Below are 16,420 nucleotides of genomic sequence, written 5' to 3'. Positions count from 1 at the left end.
CCAGTAGCCATCTATTTGAGCTTAGTGTTTGGGCGAGCCACCGCCATCGGCGGTGGTTTTGTGCCATACTGAGCGCATTGAAGCGCTCCTTAAGGCGGATTTTTAGATGACAGCGATTGCCAAACTGAACTTTCTAAGAAAACCAGCTGGGTTGCCGCGGATCCGTTTCGACCTGATCAGATTGCGCGAGGAAGATATTCAGGACCTGCGCGACGCATATGCTGCGATGTACGAAATCTCTGACATCGCGATGGGTGATCAGCGCGGATATTTCGCTCTGGCGCGCGGGCATGGTTATGATCAAGACCTTTGCCATGACGATGACCGCACGTTTCTGACCTGGCGCCGGTCCTAGGTCTATTCATTCGAAAAAGCACTTAACAGCGCGCTGAAACGGTGGCGCGTGGACGACGAACTCGAACCTACGCTTCCCTATTGGGATTGGAGGCAGTTTGCCACAGCGACGCACGCCTCGAACGGGCTGCCGAAAGTAGTGGACGATGCGACCTACACAAACAGTGCCGGGGATGATGTTCCAAACCCGCTGGCCCGCGCACACAGCCTCTATCGTAGCATTGCCCTGGGTTTGACTGGTGATGAGATCTTCACACGCAGATACACAACGCGCCTGCGCAGCAATATCCCATTGCTGGAGGATGAGGTTGAGCGTTACCTGACCAATCCAAACTTTGAAGCCTTCCAGGCCGACTTCAACTTTGCGGCTCATGGCGGTATCCACGTTTTAACGGGTGGCACGGATACATCGTCGCCATTGCCCCGCTCGATTGGAGATATGGGCAGCACAGTGTCCGCGTCTTACGATCCCGTTTTCTGGCTGCACCATGCGATGTGCGACAAGGTTTGGGCAGATTGGCAGGCGTTATGGCCAGCGGCCAATGTTCCACAGCATGTTCTGGACACAGTTGTATATGATGGTCGGGTGGGCCGCGATCTGATCGATGCGGAAACCTCACTTCGCTACATCTATTCCGAGGATTCCGTTGAAGCCGCGATTGGTGCTTTGGGCACCGCAGACAGCGCGCCCGCGGCCGCATTGTCAGCGGCGGCCAGCAATGTGACCGAGGTTCGGCTGGGCACAGTGAAAGCCGGGTTTGTCAGGGCGGAACTTGAATTCCATCGCATGCGCCCGCCAACGGAAAGCTTTGAGCTGCGCGCCTATGTCGACAATGCCAGTTGTGATGCTTCGACAGGGTACAAAGACAAAAGCTATGCAGGGCGCCTTGTCTTTTTTGGTCACGGCACCTGTCCGGGTGCGCCGGGTCATTGTAACCCGGCCTTGGCAGTCCGTGATGATTATGACCAAAGATACAAGCATCCGCTCAGATATGAGCATACGCGGTATCGGCTGGACATCACACGCGGCTTGCGGCGCTTCATTGGCCGAAAAAAGACTGTAAAAGAACTGAAGATTTACCTTGTTACGCTGGATGACAAAGGTGAGGCCGCCGCGCCCGAGGCGCTGGTTTATGATCAGTGTTCCTTGCGTACCTATGCCAAAAACTAAACGGGTGGGGCTGGATCCTTGGACGTTAAACTTACGGACAAAGCTGTCAAAGACAGGGTTCTAAGGATCTGGTTGCGCCGTGTCCCGGAAGCGGGTGGTTTTCTTCAGGCCTGGCATATTGATGCAAACGAGAATGAGCGTCAGATCGGCAGCGCAACTTTGTATGGCAGAGGGGCCGGATCGACGGCACAGGAACGTGCAATGCTGTTGTTTCGACTGCCTTCGGATACTGATGATCTGAAGCTTTCAGTGGGGGATCGCGTTCAAATTCGTATTGAAGAAGGAAGCGGTTTCAAAGAGCTGAATCTCGATGTATCTGAGATTGAGTAGTGCTTGGAATTTGAAGAACTTAACCAGTTTTGCTTAGATGCCTGCCGGGATGTTCGAAGATTTGTCCGAAACCCTCAAGCTTATCCATAATTCCGGCGCGGCGTAGACAGGACCAGAATTGCGCCTGGTTCGATGTGATGACCGGTTTGCCTGCTGCCTGTTCAATCTCATCCACCACTTCCAATGATCTGATACCCCCACAGGACAAGAAGATTGCATCGGCTTCGGGCTGGTCGATCTCTAGGGCGAATTCTTTCCAATAAGATGGCTCGACCTTGCCGAACTCAACACCGGTTGCAAGACACAGGCCTTGAATGTCCAGAACATCGAACCCTGCGGCAAATAGATATTCGGCCTCGGCGGTGTTGACGTCATCCAAATAAGGTGTGCCAACGACGATCTTTTTGGCACCAACCTCACGCAGGGCGTCCATGACGCCAGTGACAATGCACATCGGTTGCGCATATGGCGCGCCTTTGCGGATTTCTCGAAAGACGTTCTCTTCGCGGCACACAATCGATCCCGACGTGCAGCTGTAGCTGATAACGGATGGTTTCACGTCGGGCTGTAGGCGCGAGGCTGCGTCGGCCATGTGATCGATGTGGCGTGCCAGGGTTTCATTTGTTGTATAGTCGTCAGTCTTCAGACGGGTGATATGAATGCCGACGCCTTCGGGGGCCATTGCATTCAAATCCGCCTCGCTGGCAAGATCGGTCGACATCAAAATGAAGCCCAAGCTGCCACGATGAGCGATACCGCCGCCCATAAGCGGCGTGCGAGGTATCGAGTGTACAGTATCTCCGGTCTTAAACATCAGACGATGACCTCCTCAATTGCCTTGGGGTGATGTGTGATCTGTTCCCAGCCGGTTTCAGTCACGATGAACGTATCGCCAACCTGCGCGCGGAAATCATCGGTCGCAACCGCGCCATCGACGGCAAAGACCATACCGGGTTGAATGATCGTTTCGTCCCCGGTGACCAGCTGCGGCGCCTCCAGAAAGCTGAAGCCGGTGGCCCGACCGCAGCGGAATGGGTATCCAAACCCGGCATCCTGAATGACTTCGGCATAGGTTGCGTGCACAGTTTCCGCAGTGACGCCCGGTTTCAGCGCATCAAGCGCGGCTTTCTGGCTGGCCACGGCGACCTCATAGATGACCACCTGTTTTGGGTCCGGCTCACCAATCCAGAACATGCGGTCAAAACCGATTTTGAACCGGTGAAAATTGGCTAACCCGCAGAAGCACATAAACACCGGCTCGCCATGGCGCATGATGCGGTTTGTGGCGCGATGATGGGTCTTAATCAGTTGATCGCCTGAGGCCAAAATCTGCAGAAAATGCATGTTGGGGGACATGTCGCTGTCTTCATAATGCGCCGCCAAAAGCTCTGCCGCTTTGCGGGTTCCTGCTTGCGAGGTGGCAATTGCGACCTCATACTCGGGCACCCCATCCCCAATGGCTGCACGACCCGCCGCCACCATGGTCGAAGCGACCTCACCCGCGTGACGGGCCAGTTGCAGCTCGTAAGGTGATTTGATCATTCGCATGTCGGTCAGGATTGGAGTTGCGCTGGCCAATCGGTCGGTTCCGACAAGCTCCTCCACGTATGCGCGTACAATGGGCGGCATATGGTTCGGTTCAATCCCAACCTTGATGGCGTTTTTGACCGCGTTGGGCAGTTCCGCGCGCCATTCTTCGCCCATCCCATCATTCCAGGCTGCGATCCGGTCCACACGCGCAGAATACCTGGCCGCATTCAGATCAATCGTCGGTGTGATCAGTAGCGAAGGACCATCTTTTGGAACTGCCAATATGGTTGGACGGCCAAACTCCATATGCAGATAGTCATAATATCCGGTCAGGTAGTAGACATTGTCGTCATCGGTGATCAGTGCGATGTCGATTCCCGCCTTGGCCAGTTTGGTTTGAAACCGGGACAGCCTTTCGTCAAACATACAGAATTTCCTTGCGCGTTTCGTCCTCTGGCATCGTTCCACAAAGGGTAGGGCGACGTGCATGCCTCATGAGCCAGCATACAATTCGCAAAGCAACCTTTGATATGAATTCATCATGGTGGGGGAGATGGAGATACGCTTGCCGTTCAGGACAAAACCGTCCCTCAGATGCAAAGACTCGATTGCATTTTTTGGGTTTGTTTCCGCCAACATGGCTTCCGTCGTGCGCTGGATTGAGCATTTATTCAAGAAACATTCTGTCTTCATCGTAGACAATGATGGCGAGGCTTAACGTCGAATTCTATTTGGTAGATGAGGTTTCGCGTTGCCAGTGGCGCCGAGTAAGAGCATTGTGATCGCATGGATGACAAAGACTTAGAGCTGCTCGCGCTGGTGCAGAAAAACGCACGTCAAACCGCTGAGTCCTTGGGTTTGGAAATAGGTTTGTCGACCCCGGCGGTTCAGAAACGTTTAAAAAAGTTACGCGAAACGGGCGTAATCGAGAAAGAAATTGCGGTTCTCTCGCCGCCCAAGCTTGGGCGGGAACTGACTGTTATCGTCGAAGTTAAGTTGGTTCGGGAAAGCCGTTTGCATCTGGACAATTTCAAGCGGTTGATGCGGAACAGCCCGGCGGTCCAGCAATGCTACTATACGACAGGTGAGGCAGATTTTGTTGTGATCGTCGTTGTAGCGGACATTAAGGAATATGAGGCGTTTACACAGGAGTATTTCTTTGACGATTCCAATGTGAACGGCTTCACCTCTTCCATTGTTATGGACCGTGTAAAAGTATCGCTTGATATCCTGTGACGGCGCGATTGCGCGCCCCAGACGTTGAAGTCGGGAAGCGCGCTGATAGCAAATCTTTAGATCACGATAAGGCTCCGGGGTGCGCGGGTGGTCAAAAGCTCTGCGCCGTATTTGCGGACAACGATGTTTTCCTCGTGCACCATCATCAACCCGGATCCGTAAGAAAGGGACGGCTCAAGCGTCAGCACCATACCGTCTTCAAGAACTGTTTCATCGAAGGCCGCGTGTGAGGGTTGTTCGGTCAGTTGCAGTCCCAACCCATGTCCCAGGCGGCCAATATCACCGCCTGAGGGGTCGATTTCAGCGATCACGTCTGACATAGCCCGGAACAAATCTTTGCAGGTGTTACCGGGTATTGCGGCCTCCAACCCGGCCTCAGTCGCGCGCCAGAGCGTATCGTACGCCCTACGGGTCGCGTCAGTGACGTGGCCAATGGCCCAGTTGCGGTCAAAATCGCAGAAATACCCATCCCAGACACAGCCGGTATCCAGCATCATCACATCACCCGTCTGAAGAGGGCGACGAGAAGGCGGCGAGATGACATCTGCATATCCGCCAGGTGCGGCTGCCCCCACGAGATAGGGCGCATTATCTGCGCCTTGTGCCAGCGCTTCGCGGCGAAAGGCGCGGAACACATCTTCCAGTGGCATGCCCTCGGACACGATGTCTGGCACTCGTGCAAAGGTGGCTGATCCGATGGCGCAGATATGGGCGAGTTTTTCGATCTCGGCCTCGGATTTCACCATGCGCAGATGTTGCACCATGCGGGTTGCGTCGGCGATGTGCAGGCCGGGCAGGTCAACGACCAGCCGTTCCCAATCTCCAAGAGGCATGCGCAGCTGCGTCTCATGCCCTTTCATCACACCGATCCTGTCACCAGCTTTTGCCAGCGGCGCAAGAAGATCGGTCAGCAGGCTGATGCCGTCATCTTTGGGGCAGGGTGCGCTCCATGTGCGGATATCATCCAGCCAGGTTTGATGCATCAGCTCTGCCCCAATCTCGGGGATGATCGCGATAGGTTTGCCCGCGGCAGGAACAAAAAGGAACCAAGGGCGCGTCGGACTTTGCCAAAACAATGTCTGGAAGCCGGTAAAGTAGGTGACCTCGGGTTCTGTCATCAAAAGTAGACCGGCAAGGCCGTCTTGGATCATTCGGTCCTGGGCTTTTGCGGTGCGCGCCGCGAATTCTGCTTCGGGGAAGCCGCGTTCGGGGGCGCTAGGCTGCATCGCGGCCCTCCATGATCATCTGGAAAATAGCCGGATCTGTCACGCCTTCGGACCCAATCAGCAACACGCGAGACTCGCCGTTCAGACCCAACTGCGCCGATACATCGTCATCCGTGCGGGCCATGATCAAGGCCGCCAGACCGGCAACCGCGCTCTCACCTGCTTCAAGCGCTGTGTCTCCGGGCAACGGCCGCGCCAACAGCCGTACAGCCGGTGCAACGACGCTTTCCGGGATCGTTAGGAAATCGGTGGCTTCCTCGGCGAGGATCTCCCACGCCAGAGGCGAAGGTTCGCCGCATGACAGACCGGCCATGATCGTTTCTTCAGCAATGGCAACAGAGGTGGCTTTACCCGCCTGTGCGCTTTCGAACAGGCAGGCCGCCAGTTCTGGTTCAACGATGATCACGCGTGGGGATTCCGCGCCCCAATATTGGCGCAACGCGGCGGCTACACCCGCCGCAAGCCCGCCAACACCGCCCTGCAAGAAAACATGGGTCGGTGCCTGATCCAGTGCTTCACAGATTTCACGGGTCATCACCCCGTAGCCCGCCATGACATCGCGCGGCGGTAGAGAGTAGCCGGGCCACGAGGTGTCGGAGACCACAAACCACCCATTCGCCTTGGCCTCGGATTTCGCCAGAACGACCGATTCATCATAATCGCCCGCGATCCGGATCACGTCCGCCCCCAAATCGCGCATGGCTTCGGCACGGCCTTCGCTGACCTCGGCGTGAATATAGATGCGGCAGGGCGCGCCAAAACGCTGACACCCCCAAGCAAGCGAGCGTCCGTGATTGCCATCGGTGGCCGAAACCAGCGTGATTTTGGCCACCTCATCGCTGTATTTGCCCCGACGGATATCCGATAGGCTAACCTCGGTGCCAAGGCGCTTTGAAATCTCGCGCTGCAGCACACGCAGAGCCGCATAGGCCCCGCCAAGGGCCTTGAAGCTGCCAAGGCCAAAGCGCGGGCCCTCATGTTTGTACAAAACCTCGCCAACACCGATCTGCTTGGCCAGGGTTTTCAGGGACACAAGGGGCGTCGGCGCATAGCTGTCCCAGTCCATGATCTCGGATTGGGCTGTGGCGAAATCTGCGGCAGTAAGGACTCTGTCTGATGCATCACCGGTTTTGCGGGTCACAGCGACATGGCCCAGATAGGCTTTTGGAAGAAGGTCGGTCACGGTTTGTCCTCTTTGGCAGGTAGGCGATCCCGCACCAGCGCGGCCCAGAAGGCTGCGCCGATTGGCAGAAGCGCGTCGTTAAAGTCATAATCCGCGGCATGCAGCGGTTGGCCATGCGCACCCTCGGTGCCATTGCCAAGCAACAGGAAACAGCCCGGAACAGCGGCTGAGAAATGCGCGAAATCTTCCGAAAAACTCATCGGTGGGCGCTGACCATCGGCTTCAAGCCCGGCAGCCTGCGCGGCGCGCAGAACTGCGTTGACGGGTTCGGAGGAGTTCATCGTTTCGATGAATTCCGTGTTGAATCGCATCGTCGCCGTCACGCCATGGGTGGCGGCCACACCATCGACGATCTGGCGCATGAAGCGTTCAACGGCCTGACGATCCTCGGGCAGACGTGCCCGGACATCGCCTTTCAGAACGGCATGCCCCGGCAGCACATTTCTTTGTCCGTCGGTTAAGAACTCGGTCACCGACACCACGGCGCCCGCACTGGGGGCCAGTTTGCGCGACACGATTGTCTGAAGGGCCAGCACCATTTCAGCACCCACTGTGATCGCATCCACCCCCACCTGCGGCATCGATGCATGACCGCCTTTGCCAGTGATCTGAATTTCGAACAGGCTTTCCGAGGCGCAAATTTGACCTGGACGGGTTGAAACCTGCCCCACAGGGGCACCGGGCAGATTGTGGATGGCGTAGACCTCTTGAATCGGGAACCGCTCCAGCAGCCCTTCCTCAATCATCGCTTGCGCCCCCAGCCCGTGTTCTTCGTTTGGTTGGAAGATGAACACGACCGTGCCGTTGAAATCCTTGTCACTGACCAGCATCTCTGCGGCCCCCAACAGCATCGCCATATGGCCATCGTGACCACAGGCATGCATGACGCCGGGATTGGCGGATACATAGTCATGAGTGCTTTGTTCCGCGATTGGAAGGGCATCCATATCGGCCCGTAACCCGATGGCGCGGTTTCCGGTTCCGGCCTTTAGAGTTCCGACGACCCCAATACCTTCGCGCACTTCGAGCCCCAACTCGCGCAAACGAGCAGCAATGACCGCCTTAGTGCGGTGTTCATCAAAACCAAGCTCTGGGTCCCGATGGAATGCTTGTCTGAGCCTGATGAGATTCTGTAGATGCACGTTCAAAATGACTCCTGTAAACCGCAACTGAGACCATAGCCTGAGCGATGATTTCTTGGCGTCGATCATTCGACGATGTGTGATTAAAATTGTCACAAACTTCGCAAATCATGAGGTTTTCCCGAGAGTAACGCAAGTTGTGCGAGCGGTGGGACGGCGAATCGGATTGCTGATATTGAGCCGTTTCCAACAGTTTAGACTCGTTGGGTTGCTTCCTGCGCTTGTCTGCGACGAAGCCACTGATCTCGGCGGGCAGTTTGCGTGTTCTCGGTTGGAGGATGGTGAGGTGTCTAAGGGCAAGAGTTTGATGCTCAAGCCCGTCTAAATGTGAATCGATGACTTCAAAACAGCAAGATACCGCCGTGGTTTTGCAGAGGTCAGGCCCGGACATTTAGGCTTCGATGCGCATTTACACTGGTTGAATAAAAAATTTGTCGGTTCAGGTACATCTGTGTCGTTTCTTTCTACCCAGATGAAGGTGCATCGCTACAATCTGTCGGAAACTCAGACGGCAGGAGATGCATATGCCACCATTCAACGTAGGCCGGGTTCCTCCGGCAACCTTCGGTGCGGGCAAGATTGCGAAAATACCCAAAATCGTCCGCGAGTTGGGTGATGGTCCGGTGCTGATTGTATGCGATGCCTTTCTTGCTGAAATCGGGGCCACCGAAAAGCTGACCAAAGGGTTGTCTGCGGAAGGCATTGTCTTTGAGTTGGCAGCCGATGTGTCAGGCGAGCCAAAAGAAGCGTTGGTGGATAGTCTAAGTGCGCGTGCACGCGAGATTGAGGCCGGTGTGGTTGTTGGTCTCGGCGGCGGTGCGGCGATGGATGCGGCCAAACTGGTGGCTGCAATTGCCCGATCCGGTCGAGCTGCTGCCGAATTTGCGCTGGCGGCTCAGCCGTTGCCCGCAGGTGGCATCCCGGCAATAGCGATCCCGACCACCGCCGGTACCGGTTCAGAGGTGACCAGAACGTCCGTAATCTCGCAGGCAGATGGCAGCAAGACTTGGTTCTGGGGCGAAGAACTTATGTTCGCGCAGGCCGTGCTGGATCCTGAACTGACGCTTAGCTTGCCGGCGACCCTCACAGCTTGGACCGGCATAGATGCTGTAGCGCATGCCCTAGAGGGTGCAACAGCGCGCAACACCAGCCCGGCAGGCCAGCTTTATGGTTTGGAAGCGCTTCGCATTCTAACCGATGCCTTGCCGCGGGCCGTGGCAGACGGCACCGACCTTGAGGCACGCGGACGTGTTCTTTGGGCCAGTATGGTTGCGGGTCTTGCGCTGCACAACTGCAACACGCATATGGGCCACAATATCAGCCACGCTTTGGGGTCTTTGGTGCGTATCCATCATGGGCTGGCGACGGGTCTGGCGTTAGAGGCCAGCCTGCCGTGGCTGGTTGCACATCCTGAAGGTGCTGAAAACTATGCGTGCACAGCGAAGGCGATGGGAGCAGCAGAAAGCGCCGAGGCTTTGCCAGAGGCTTTGTCGAACCTGATGCGCAGGTGCCAGATATCGCCAGATCTGCCAGCAGAATGCGCCAGCGTGACAGTGGAGGCCTTGGCGACCGAAATGCGGAACCCTGCCAATATTGGTATGGCCCAAAACGCGGCCTGTCCGGTCAACGACAATGATCTGGATCAGATGGCCTCACTGATGCTGCATAAAACAGTAGTGAACGCATGACACTGAGGTCGCACCGATTGACTTGATGCTAAGCGGAGCTGCTTAGCTGCCTGACCAATGCTGGCAAATCAGCAACTGTGTCGATGACATAGTTGGCCCCGGCGTCCGTGAGGATCTTGGTAGCCTGCACGCGAAGGTGATCTACTTCTGTATCGGATAGCGCATTCAATTCTTCCGGTGTTTTGCCGACGGCATTGCCCGAAAGGGATACTCCGACTGTGACACAACCGGCTGCGACGCCTTCCTTGATGCCCGGTTCGGTATCGTCAACTTTGATGATCGCCGAAGGCGGGTAGGCCACCAGATCAACCATGCATTTGTACATGCCCAGAGGGCCAGGGCGACCTTCGGGTAAGTCGTCTGAACACACCAGATTGTCGGGTGAGTACCCCTGACGTGCCGCAACAGGGAGCACGTGCTCCATGATGGAGCGGGTATAGCCTGTGGTCGAGCCGATCTTTAGGCCCATGGCACGTAGCTCATCAATTGCAGTTTTTCCGCCCGGTACAAGATCAGCGTAATCGGCAGCGACCTTTTCATTCATGGGCACAAAAACCTCATAAACTTTGTCGACATCCATATCAGAAGGCGCTGAACCATATTGACTTTCCCACTGAGCAGCGATGTCGGGCATGTCCATCATCTGACGAATGTGATCCCATTTCGGTGCACCCATCGGTGCGCGGGCCTGTTCAATTGTTGCCTCGATACCGAATTGAGCGAATGCTTTAACAAAGACACCCATGGGCGCGAAGGAGCCAAAATCGACCATGGTTCCTGCCCAATCAAAAACAACAGCTTTGAAGGTGTTCATTAGAATTCCTTGTGTTCGAGGAGTTGGCCGTTTTGTGGCATAGAACGACTATAGTTGCACTGTTTGAATGGGATGTGACGGCTGGTGGTGTCGCAAAAGCAAAGAATCACCAAAATCCCAGGTGCAGAAGACAAATGAAACCCGACTGCTTTCTAACTCACATCCACTGTGAAACTTAAGCTTGGATCGTGTTGGGCATCGTGCGTATGCCCCTTGTAGTCGGCCCATTCTGACCGCGCTGTTTCATACATGAATGTCATGTGTTCGACGTGTCCAGACCATAGAAGTGCTCGGCTGTGTCCCGAAAGACGGGCGCATGCGCGTCGACTGGGATCAGCTTCTGATATGCCCGCATCAACGTGGCGTAGTCGCCGTAAAGCTTATCGACGGGGAAGTTCGACCCGAACATGACCCGCTTGGGTCCGAATTGATCCAGACATTCTTCGACAATCGGACGAATGCTATCAACGGTCCAGCCATGATCGAACATTCCCAATCCAGATAGTTTGCAGGTGACATGGGGTAGCTCGGACAGGCTGCGCAGCCTCTGGGCCCAGTCCTTCAGACCGGCTGTGCTTCGGTTATGAGGTGATCCTGCGTGGCAAAGGGCGACAGGTGTGTCAGGCGCTTGTTCCAACACGCGGGCGGTCTTGTCCATCAGTTCGGGAATAAGCTGCAGATCAAAGCTGAGACCACGCTGACCGGCTTCTGTCAGGCCTCTCAAAAAGCCAGGGTGATCCAGCAGAGTGTTGGTGCCGGTCTGCGCATCCTCCCCTGGAGCGCGTCCTATGATCTGGCGAACTCCCCGGACCGTCGGTAAGGTCTGAAACGTATCCAGCTGCGTAGACAAATCCGCTGAGATGAGATCACAAAACACCACCTGCGCCATGGGCCAGTCGGGATTGGCATCAGCGACGGATTGCACCCACCTGGCTTCCTGTAACCCGCTTTCAGCGCCCACCTGAATATGAACCGAGGCGCGAATACCACAATCTGCGGCCTCCGACCGGAATTCGGATAACAGATAGTCGCGCTGAATAGGTGTCGGGTCGCCAAAGAACCGTTTCACCCCGCGCGCCATAAGCCAAGGATAGTGTACTGCGCTCAGGTCCCAAAGATGGTGATGGGCGTCGATCCAATCGGTCATGTTCTGGGCACCTCGGCCATCCGGGCCAGAATATCGACCCCTTGTTGCTTCCAGAAGTGAAGAAGGTCGATGAATATCCAGTTTTCGGCCAGTTTATCCCCGGAGCGCCGATATATATCGATCACCCGGAACTCACCCGCCTTAACGGTCGCAGGCATGCCCATGAACCCACCGGTGGGGCGAGCCGTGAAGTTCGGCCAACCAAAGAAGCCGCCATAATGTCCTTCGGCCATACGGCAGATGTGATTGGTCTTGGAACGGTCGGCAAACGAGGCCCGGAATGGCCCGGCATGTTGTTTTGCATAGCGTTCGATCGTGTAGGTGGCGCCGATGCCCGAGGGGCCCCACCAGATCATATCCTCACACCATGTGCGGCGCAGCTCATCCTCAAGACTCAGGCCGCTGTCCCAACGGCCAAGATCGGAGATCATTGCGTTGATCGTTGCAAGGGTCCGGTCGCCTTCCTCGGTGGGCTGCGGCCCGAACATCAGGCCATCATGTGTCATCGGTCCCGGCTGAACCAATTGGGCGGCGGTTTGTGGTGGAAAGGGTTGCAGACCGGCCTGTATCATCAGATGCGGGATGTCGAAATACATCGCTGTTTCGGTGATTTTGCCGTTCTCAACCCTGTTGAACTCGCAATATCGCAGAAAGGCCATCTTGCCAGTGGGCGGGATGCCCAGCCAGCTTGTGTCGAACAAGCCCATCAGATGACCCATTGAGACCACCCAAACCGAATTGAACCCGTCGATCTCGTTCGCGCCTGCCATGAACACGTCCATCCGGCGCTGCAAACCGGTCAGGCTGGCCCTGAGTGGTTGCCAGAATGTGCGGGCGACTTCGTCGATTCCCTGTAGTTCGTTGAAGGGGTGGAATCCTCGCCAAACAAGCCCGTCAGCGCAGTATTTTGAGAGTGTTTCCACGACGGTTGCGTCCTCGCATCGACTCAGCGCTTCGTAAAAACCGAGGACGAGGTTTTTCTCGGATTCAAATGGCATTCTATTATCTTTCAATGTGTTAACGAGGTTTCGGTGGTGCCATTCACCGGGTTTGCATTCGCATGCAAAAAAAGCTTGCCATAGGCTTTTCTGAATGTCTATGCTTCTGCAAGCGTATGCATAACGAATGCGCAAGGGAGGACAGAATGGCCGAAATTCAACTTCGCAATGTCGGTAAACGTTGGGGATCATTTGTCGGTGTGGACAATTTTGATCTGACAATTGCCGACAAGGAGTTTCTGGTTCTTCTTGGTCCTTCAGGATGTGGCAAGACCACGACCATGCGCATGATTGCAGGGCTTGAAGATGCCAGCGAAGGTGACATCCTGATTGATGGTGCTCGCGTCAATGACATGGAGCCCAAAGACCGTGATGTCGCCATGGTGTTCCAGTCCTATGCGCTCTATCCGAACATGAATGTCTATGAGAATATTCGCTTTCCGCTGAAAGTGCGCGGCATTGACCCGGCCACCCATGATGAAAAGGTGCGTCGCGCCTCAGCGATGGTTGAGTTGGACGATTTCCTGCACCGCAAACCGGCAGAACTGTCCGGTGGTCAGCGTCAGCGTGTTGCCCTGGCGCGCGCCATTGTGCGCGAACCGAACGTGTTCCTGATGGACGAGCCGCTGTCGAACCTTGACGCCAAGCTGCGCGTTTCAACGCGCGCTCAGATCAAAAATCTGAGCCATGAGCTTGCGGTCACCACCATCTATGTGACCCACGACCAGATTGAGGCGATGACGCTGGCGGATCGCGTGGTGATCATGAAACAAGGAGTGGTTCAGCAGGTTGGCTCACCCACCGATATCTACGATGAACCGGCCAACACATTTGTGGCCAGCTTTATTGGCAACCCGGCGATGAACCTTGTCGATGGTGAGGTTCAGGGCGGCGTGTTTCGCGCGCAAAGCACCGAGGTGCACGGGCTGAACGCGCCTGATGGCCCCATCACGCTGGGCTTTCGCGCCGAGGATGCAAATGTCGTGGAAAGCGGTGGTGAGATCAACGCGCCAATCTACACGCAAGAATTGTTGGGCGACAGCACCATGGTCTCGGTTCGGATCGGTGGTGCGCTGGTCTCGGTCAAGGCCGACAAGACCTATCGGGCTGAAATCGACGATCAAGTTTCGATTCATATCCACACTGATCATTGCCACCTGTTCGATGCGCAAACAGGTGCGCGTCTGACCGGTTAAACGGTGAAACCAAGCCCGCAACGACGGGTCAAACCCGGGTGCAGACTTCGAAGATGCACCCATTCCATCTAGGGAGAAGTACTATGTTTCTAAAGAGAATTGCGTTGGCTGGCTCAGTCGCCGCCTTTGCTGCAAGCGCAGGATATGCCTGCGAAATCGGCGGGCGGGTCAATATTGTTGGCAACGAATTCGCGGCCATTCAGGCGGTTGCGGCCGGTGCCAAAGAATGTACCGGGGCGTCAGTTGAATCCAACCTGACATCCGAGCACCAGACGATCAACGTGGCTGGTTTGTCCGGCAACCCGTCGGAATACACGAGTGCCATCATTGCCAACAGCTCGATTGTGGCGTTGATGAACGAAGACGTCATTCGCCCCTTGAATGATTTGGTGGAACAGCATGGCCAGGACCTGCAGCCGGGACAGCTGATCAAGATCGGTGATGACATCATGGCCGTCGCCTTTATGGCGAATGCGCAGCACTTGATGTACCGCAAGGACGTGCTGGAGCAGGCCGGTGTTGAAGTGCCGACGACCTATGAGGAACTGCTTGAAGTGGCCGAGGCCATTCGTGAGCAGGGCATCATGCAAAACCCGGTTGGCGGCGCCTATGCATCGGGTTGGAACCTGGCGCAGGAATTCAACAATATGTTCCTGGGTTACGGCGGCCAGCACTTTAAACCCGGCACGGCTGAGCCCAGCGTGAATTCCGAGGCTGGTGTCAACGCGCTGAACATGATGAGGGCCCTGTCGGAATACATGAACCCCGACTTCCTGACCCATGACTCGAACGCCACCAACGCCGAATACCGTGCGGGCAACGTCGCGATCATGAACATGTGGGGGTCGCGCGCATCTCAGCAAACGACCACCGAAGGTGTGCTGCAAGAGGTGATCGATGGCCACGCAATTGGCGCCCCGCTGACCGTTGGCGGCGGCGAAATTCCTGCATCGACCCTGTGGTGGGATGGCTGGACTGTTGGCAAAAACATCTCGGATGAAGAGGCCGAAGCCACGTTCATCGCCATGAAACACGGTATCCGCCCGGACATGCTGAACGATGAGACCACACCACTGGCGGTTTGGCTGATCGAAGGCTACGAGCCCGCTGCTGATGCAGAAGGTGTATTTGCAGCCGCCAAAATGGGCACACCCGCCTATCCGATGCTGCCGTACATGGGCCTGATGCACAGTGCGCTTGGCAATGAACTAGCCGACTTCATGCAGGGCAAGGAAAGCGCCGAACAGGCCCTTGCCGATGTCGAGGCCGCCTACCGCGCTGCCGCCATCGAGCAAGGCTACCTGCAGTAAGACGCCCCTTGTGCGGGCGCCGCTGGTAGCCGCCCGCACAAACACACCGATGCAAGGATCGCGACATGCGCCATAAGACTTTTCTTTGGTTCTTCCTGCCCACAGGGCTTGCGATGTTGCTGTTCATCGCCATGCCCATCGTCTCGGTCGTGATCCAATCGATCTTCGCACCGCATCCCGCCGTTCTGCTGGAAGTAGAAAACTGCACACCCCTGATCGGCTGCACAACCGAGACAACCATCGACCAGCAGGCCACCGCCGCCCTGCGTGAGGCACAGCCCTTGGGTCGGTTTGTCGGACTAGGCATCTATTTTGACCGCGGCCATCTGGCGATACAGGAAATCAACCAGATGTGGGCGGCCAACGAAAGCTGGAGTGGCTTTTTCTCGGACCTGAGCAACCTGCCATTCTATCGCGCGATGGCGTTTACGCTGACGTTCACCTTCATTGTGACACCGCTGACGATCCTTCTGGGTCTGGTGATTGCTCTGGCCGTGAATTCGCTGCATCGGCACCTCAAAGGTCTGATGATCTTCTTCTCGCTTCTGCCCATGATCGTCACGCCGCTGATCGGCTCGCTCATCCTGTTCTGGATGATCGACAGTCGTGGTGTCATCGGAAACGCCCTTGTGTACATGGCAGGAGATCCGAATTTCAGCCTCAAGGCTTCGACCGGGCTGATGTGGGTGGCCCTGATGGTCTACGGCGTTTGGAGCTCGGCCCCATTTGCCTTCGTCGTGTTCTATGCAGGACTGCAAACACTGCCACAAGACCAGATCGAAGCCGCGCAGATTGACGGCGCAACCCGCTGGCAACAGGTTAAGTTTGTGGTCGTCCCGCACCTGATGCCTCTGGTGACATTTGTTGCGCTGATCCAGCTGATGGACAATTTCAAAGTGTTTGAACCGATTATCGGCTTCAGCGCTCAGGCGCATGCGCAATCTCTCAGCACCTTCATATTCGACGACCTTGGCGGTGAGACCCGCCAACTGTCATCCGCCGCCGCAACCTCTGTGATGACAATCATCGGAGTCGCCATTCTTCTGTCGCCCGTGCTTGTCCGCACCTGGCGCGACTTTAAAGGAGCACGCTAAC

Annotated in this window: 15 protein-coding genes and 1 pseudogene; 8 read left to right on the top strand and 8 right to left on the bottom strand. The window is 56.1% G+C overall.

The features are described 5' to 3' along the window. Window positions 1-106: 106 nt before the first annotated feature. The 3 genes and pseudogenes from ACR0EL_RS07770 (at window position 107) to ACR0EL_RS07760 (ending at window position 1,855) form a co-directional block, all read left to right on the top strand. On the top strand, window positions 107-355 hold the full coding sequence (locus ACR0EL_RS07770) for a hypothetical protein (RefSeq protein ID WP_480499219.1): 249 nt from the start codon (window positions 107-109) through the stop codon (window positions 353-355). Window positions 356-367: 12 nt separating this feature from the next. After that, window positions 368-1,525, top strand: a pseudogene (locus ACR0EL_RS07765) (tyrosinase family protein); the annotation flags it as partial. An 18-nt stretch (window positions 1,526-1,543) separates the two neighbouring features. Further along, on the top strand, window positions 1,544-1,855 hold the full coding sequence (locus ACR0EL_RS07760) for a hypothetical protein (protein ID WP_480499218.1): 312 nt from the start codon (window positions 1,544-1,546) through the stop codon (window positions 1,853-1,855). Window positions 1,856-1,874: 19 nt separating this feature from the next. Here the strand turns inward: ACR0EL_RS07760 and ACR0EL_RS07755 are convergent, their stop codons facing one another. After that, on the bottom strand, window positions 1,875-2,669 hold the full coding sequence (locus ACR0EL_RS07755; RefSeq protein ID WP_480499217.1) for a maleate cis-trans isomerase family protein: 795 nt from the start codon (window positions 2,667-2,669) through the stop codon (window positions 1,875-1,877). Beyond that, a complete protein-coding gene (locus tag ACR0EL_RS07750) occupies window positions 2,669-3,811 on the bottom strand; it encodes a M24 family metallopeptidase (RefSeq protein WP_480499216.1) in 1,143 nt (380 codons plus the stop codon). Before ACR0EL_RS07750 ends, ACR0EL_RS07755 begins: the two co-directional genes overlap by 1 nt. Before the next feature lie 360 nt (window positions 3,812-4,171). Here ACR0EL_RS07750 and ACR0EL_RS07745 point away from each other — a divergent pair, with 360 nt between their 5' ends. Further along, entirely contained in the window at window positions 4,172-4,621 is a 450-nt protein-coding gene (locus ACR0EL_RS07745; RefSeq protein ID WP_353009789.1) for an Lrp/AsnC family transcriptional regulator, read from the top strand. A gap of 56 nt (window positions 4,622-4,677) precedes the next feature. Here the strand turns inward: ACR0EL_RS07745 and ACR0EL_RS07740 are convergent, their stop codons facing one another. From ACR0EL_RS07740 to ACR0EL_RS07730, 3 genes are read right to left on the bottom strand one after another with little or no spacing between them, the layout of a single operon-like run. Further along, window positions 4,678-5,847 (bottom strand): M24 family metallopeptidase, encoded by a 1,170-nt coding sequence (locus tag ACR0EL_RS07740; RefSeq protein ID WP_480499215.1) that lies wholly within the window; start codon window positions 5,845-5,847, stop codon window positions 4,678-4,680. Continuing rightward, window positions 5,837-7,030, bottom strand: a complete 1,194-nt coding sequence (locus ACR0EL_RS07735; protein ID WP_480499213.1) for a diaminopropionate ammonia-lyase — start codon at window positions 7,028-7,030, stop codon at window positions 5,837-5,839. Before ACR0EL_RS07735 ends, ACR0EL_RS07740 begins: the two co-directional genes overlap by 11 nt. Beyond that, entirely contained in the window at window positions 7,027-8,178 is a 1,152-nt protein-coding gene (locus ACR0EL_RS07730) for an amidohydrolase (RefSeq protein WP_480499211.1), read from the bottom strand. The genes ACR0EL_RS07735 and ACR0EL_RS07730 overlap by 4 nt, the downstream gene beginning before the upstream one ends. Window positions 8,179-8,696: 518 nt before the next feature. On the opposite strand from ACR0EL_RS07730, the gene ACR0EL_RS07725 reads away from it, so the two are divergent. Beyond that, window positions 8,697-9,860: an iron-containing alcohol dehydrogenase gene (locus ACR0EL_RS07725; protein WP_480499210.1), complete on the top strand. Its 1,164-nt coding sequence runs from the start codon at window positions 8,697-8,699 to the stop codon at window positions 9,858-9,860. Window positions 9,861-9,888: 28 nt separating this feature from the next. On the opposite strand, the gene phnX is transcribed toward ACR0EL_RS07725, so the two are convergent. From phnX to ACR0EL_RS07710, 3 genes are all read right to left on the bottom strand, one after another. Beyond that, window positions 9,889-10,674, bottom strand: coding sequence for a phosphonoacetaldehyde hydrolase (gene phnX / locus ACR0EL_RS07720; protein ID WP_480499209.1), 786 nt, complete (start codon window positions 10,672-10,674; stop codon window positions 9,889-9,891). 256 nt (window positions 10,675-10,930) lie between these two features. Next, the gene (locus tag ACR0EL_RS07715) at window positions 10,931-11,821 is read right to left on the bottom strand and encodes an amidohydrolase family protein (RefSeq protein WP_480499207.1); all 891 of its coding nucleotides are present in this window, start codon (window positions 11,819-11,821) and stop codon (window positions 10,931-10,933) included. Beyond that, entirely contained in the window at window positions 11,818-12,819 is a 1,002-nt protein-coding gene (locus ACR0EL_RS07710; protein ID WP_480499206.1) for a nuclear transport factor 2 family protein, read from the bottom strand. Before ACR0EL_RS07710 ends, ACR0EL_RS07715 begins: the two co-directional genes overlap by 4 nt. A gap of 146 nt (window positions 12,820-12,965) precedes the next feature. Here ACR0EL_RS07710 and ACR0EL_RS07705 point away from each other — a divergent pair, with 146 nt between their 5' ends. The 3 genes from ACR0EL_RS07705 (at window position 12,966) to ACR0EL_RS07695 (ending at window position 16,419) form a co-directional block, all read left to right on the top strand. Next, window positions 12,966-14,015: an ABC transporter ATP-binding protein gene (locus tag ACR0EL_RS07705; protein ID WP_170535381.1), complete on the top strand. Its 1,050-nt coding sequence runs from the start codon at window positions 12,966-12,968 to the stop codon at window positions 14,013-14,015. Window positions 14,016-14,098: 83 nt separating this feature from the next. Further along, a complete protein-coding gene (locus ACR0EL_RS07700) occupies window positions 14,099-15,325 on the top strand; it encodes an ABC transporter substrate-binding protein (RefSeq protein WP_480499205.1) in 1,227 nt (408 codons plus the stop codon). 65 nt (window positions 15,326-15,390) lie between these two features. Continuing rightward, complete coding sequence (locus ACR0EL_RS07695) at window positions 15,391-16,419, top strand: carbohydrate ABC transporter permease (RefSeq protein WP_480499204.1); 1,029 nt, start codon at window positions 15,391-15,393, stop codon at window positions 16,417-16,419. Window position 16,420: the final 1 nt, after the last annotated feature.

This window comes from Ruegeria sp. AH12, from assembly GCF_056541465.1.
The sequence above is the reverse complement of the archived record's forward strand: the minus strand, read 5'-3'. Positions and strand labels throughout refer to the sequence as shown.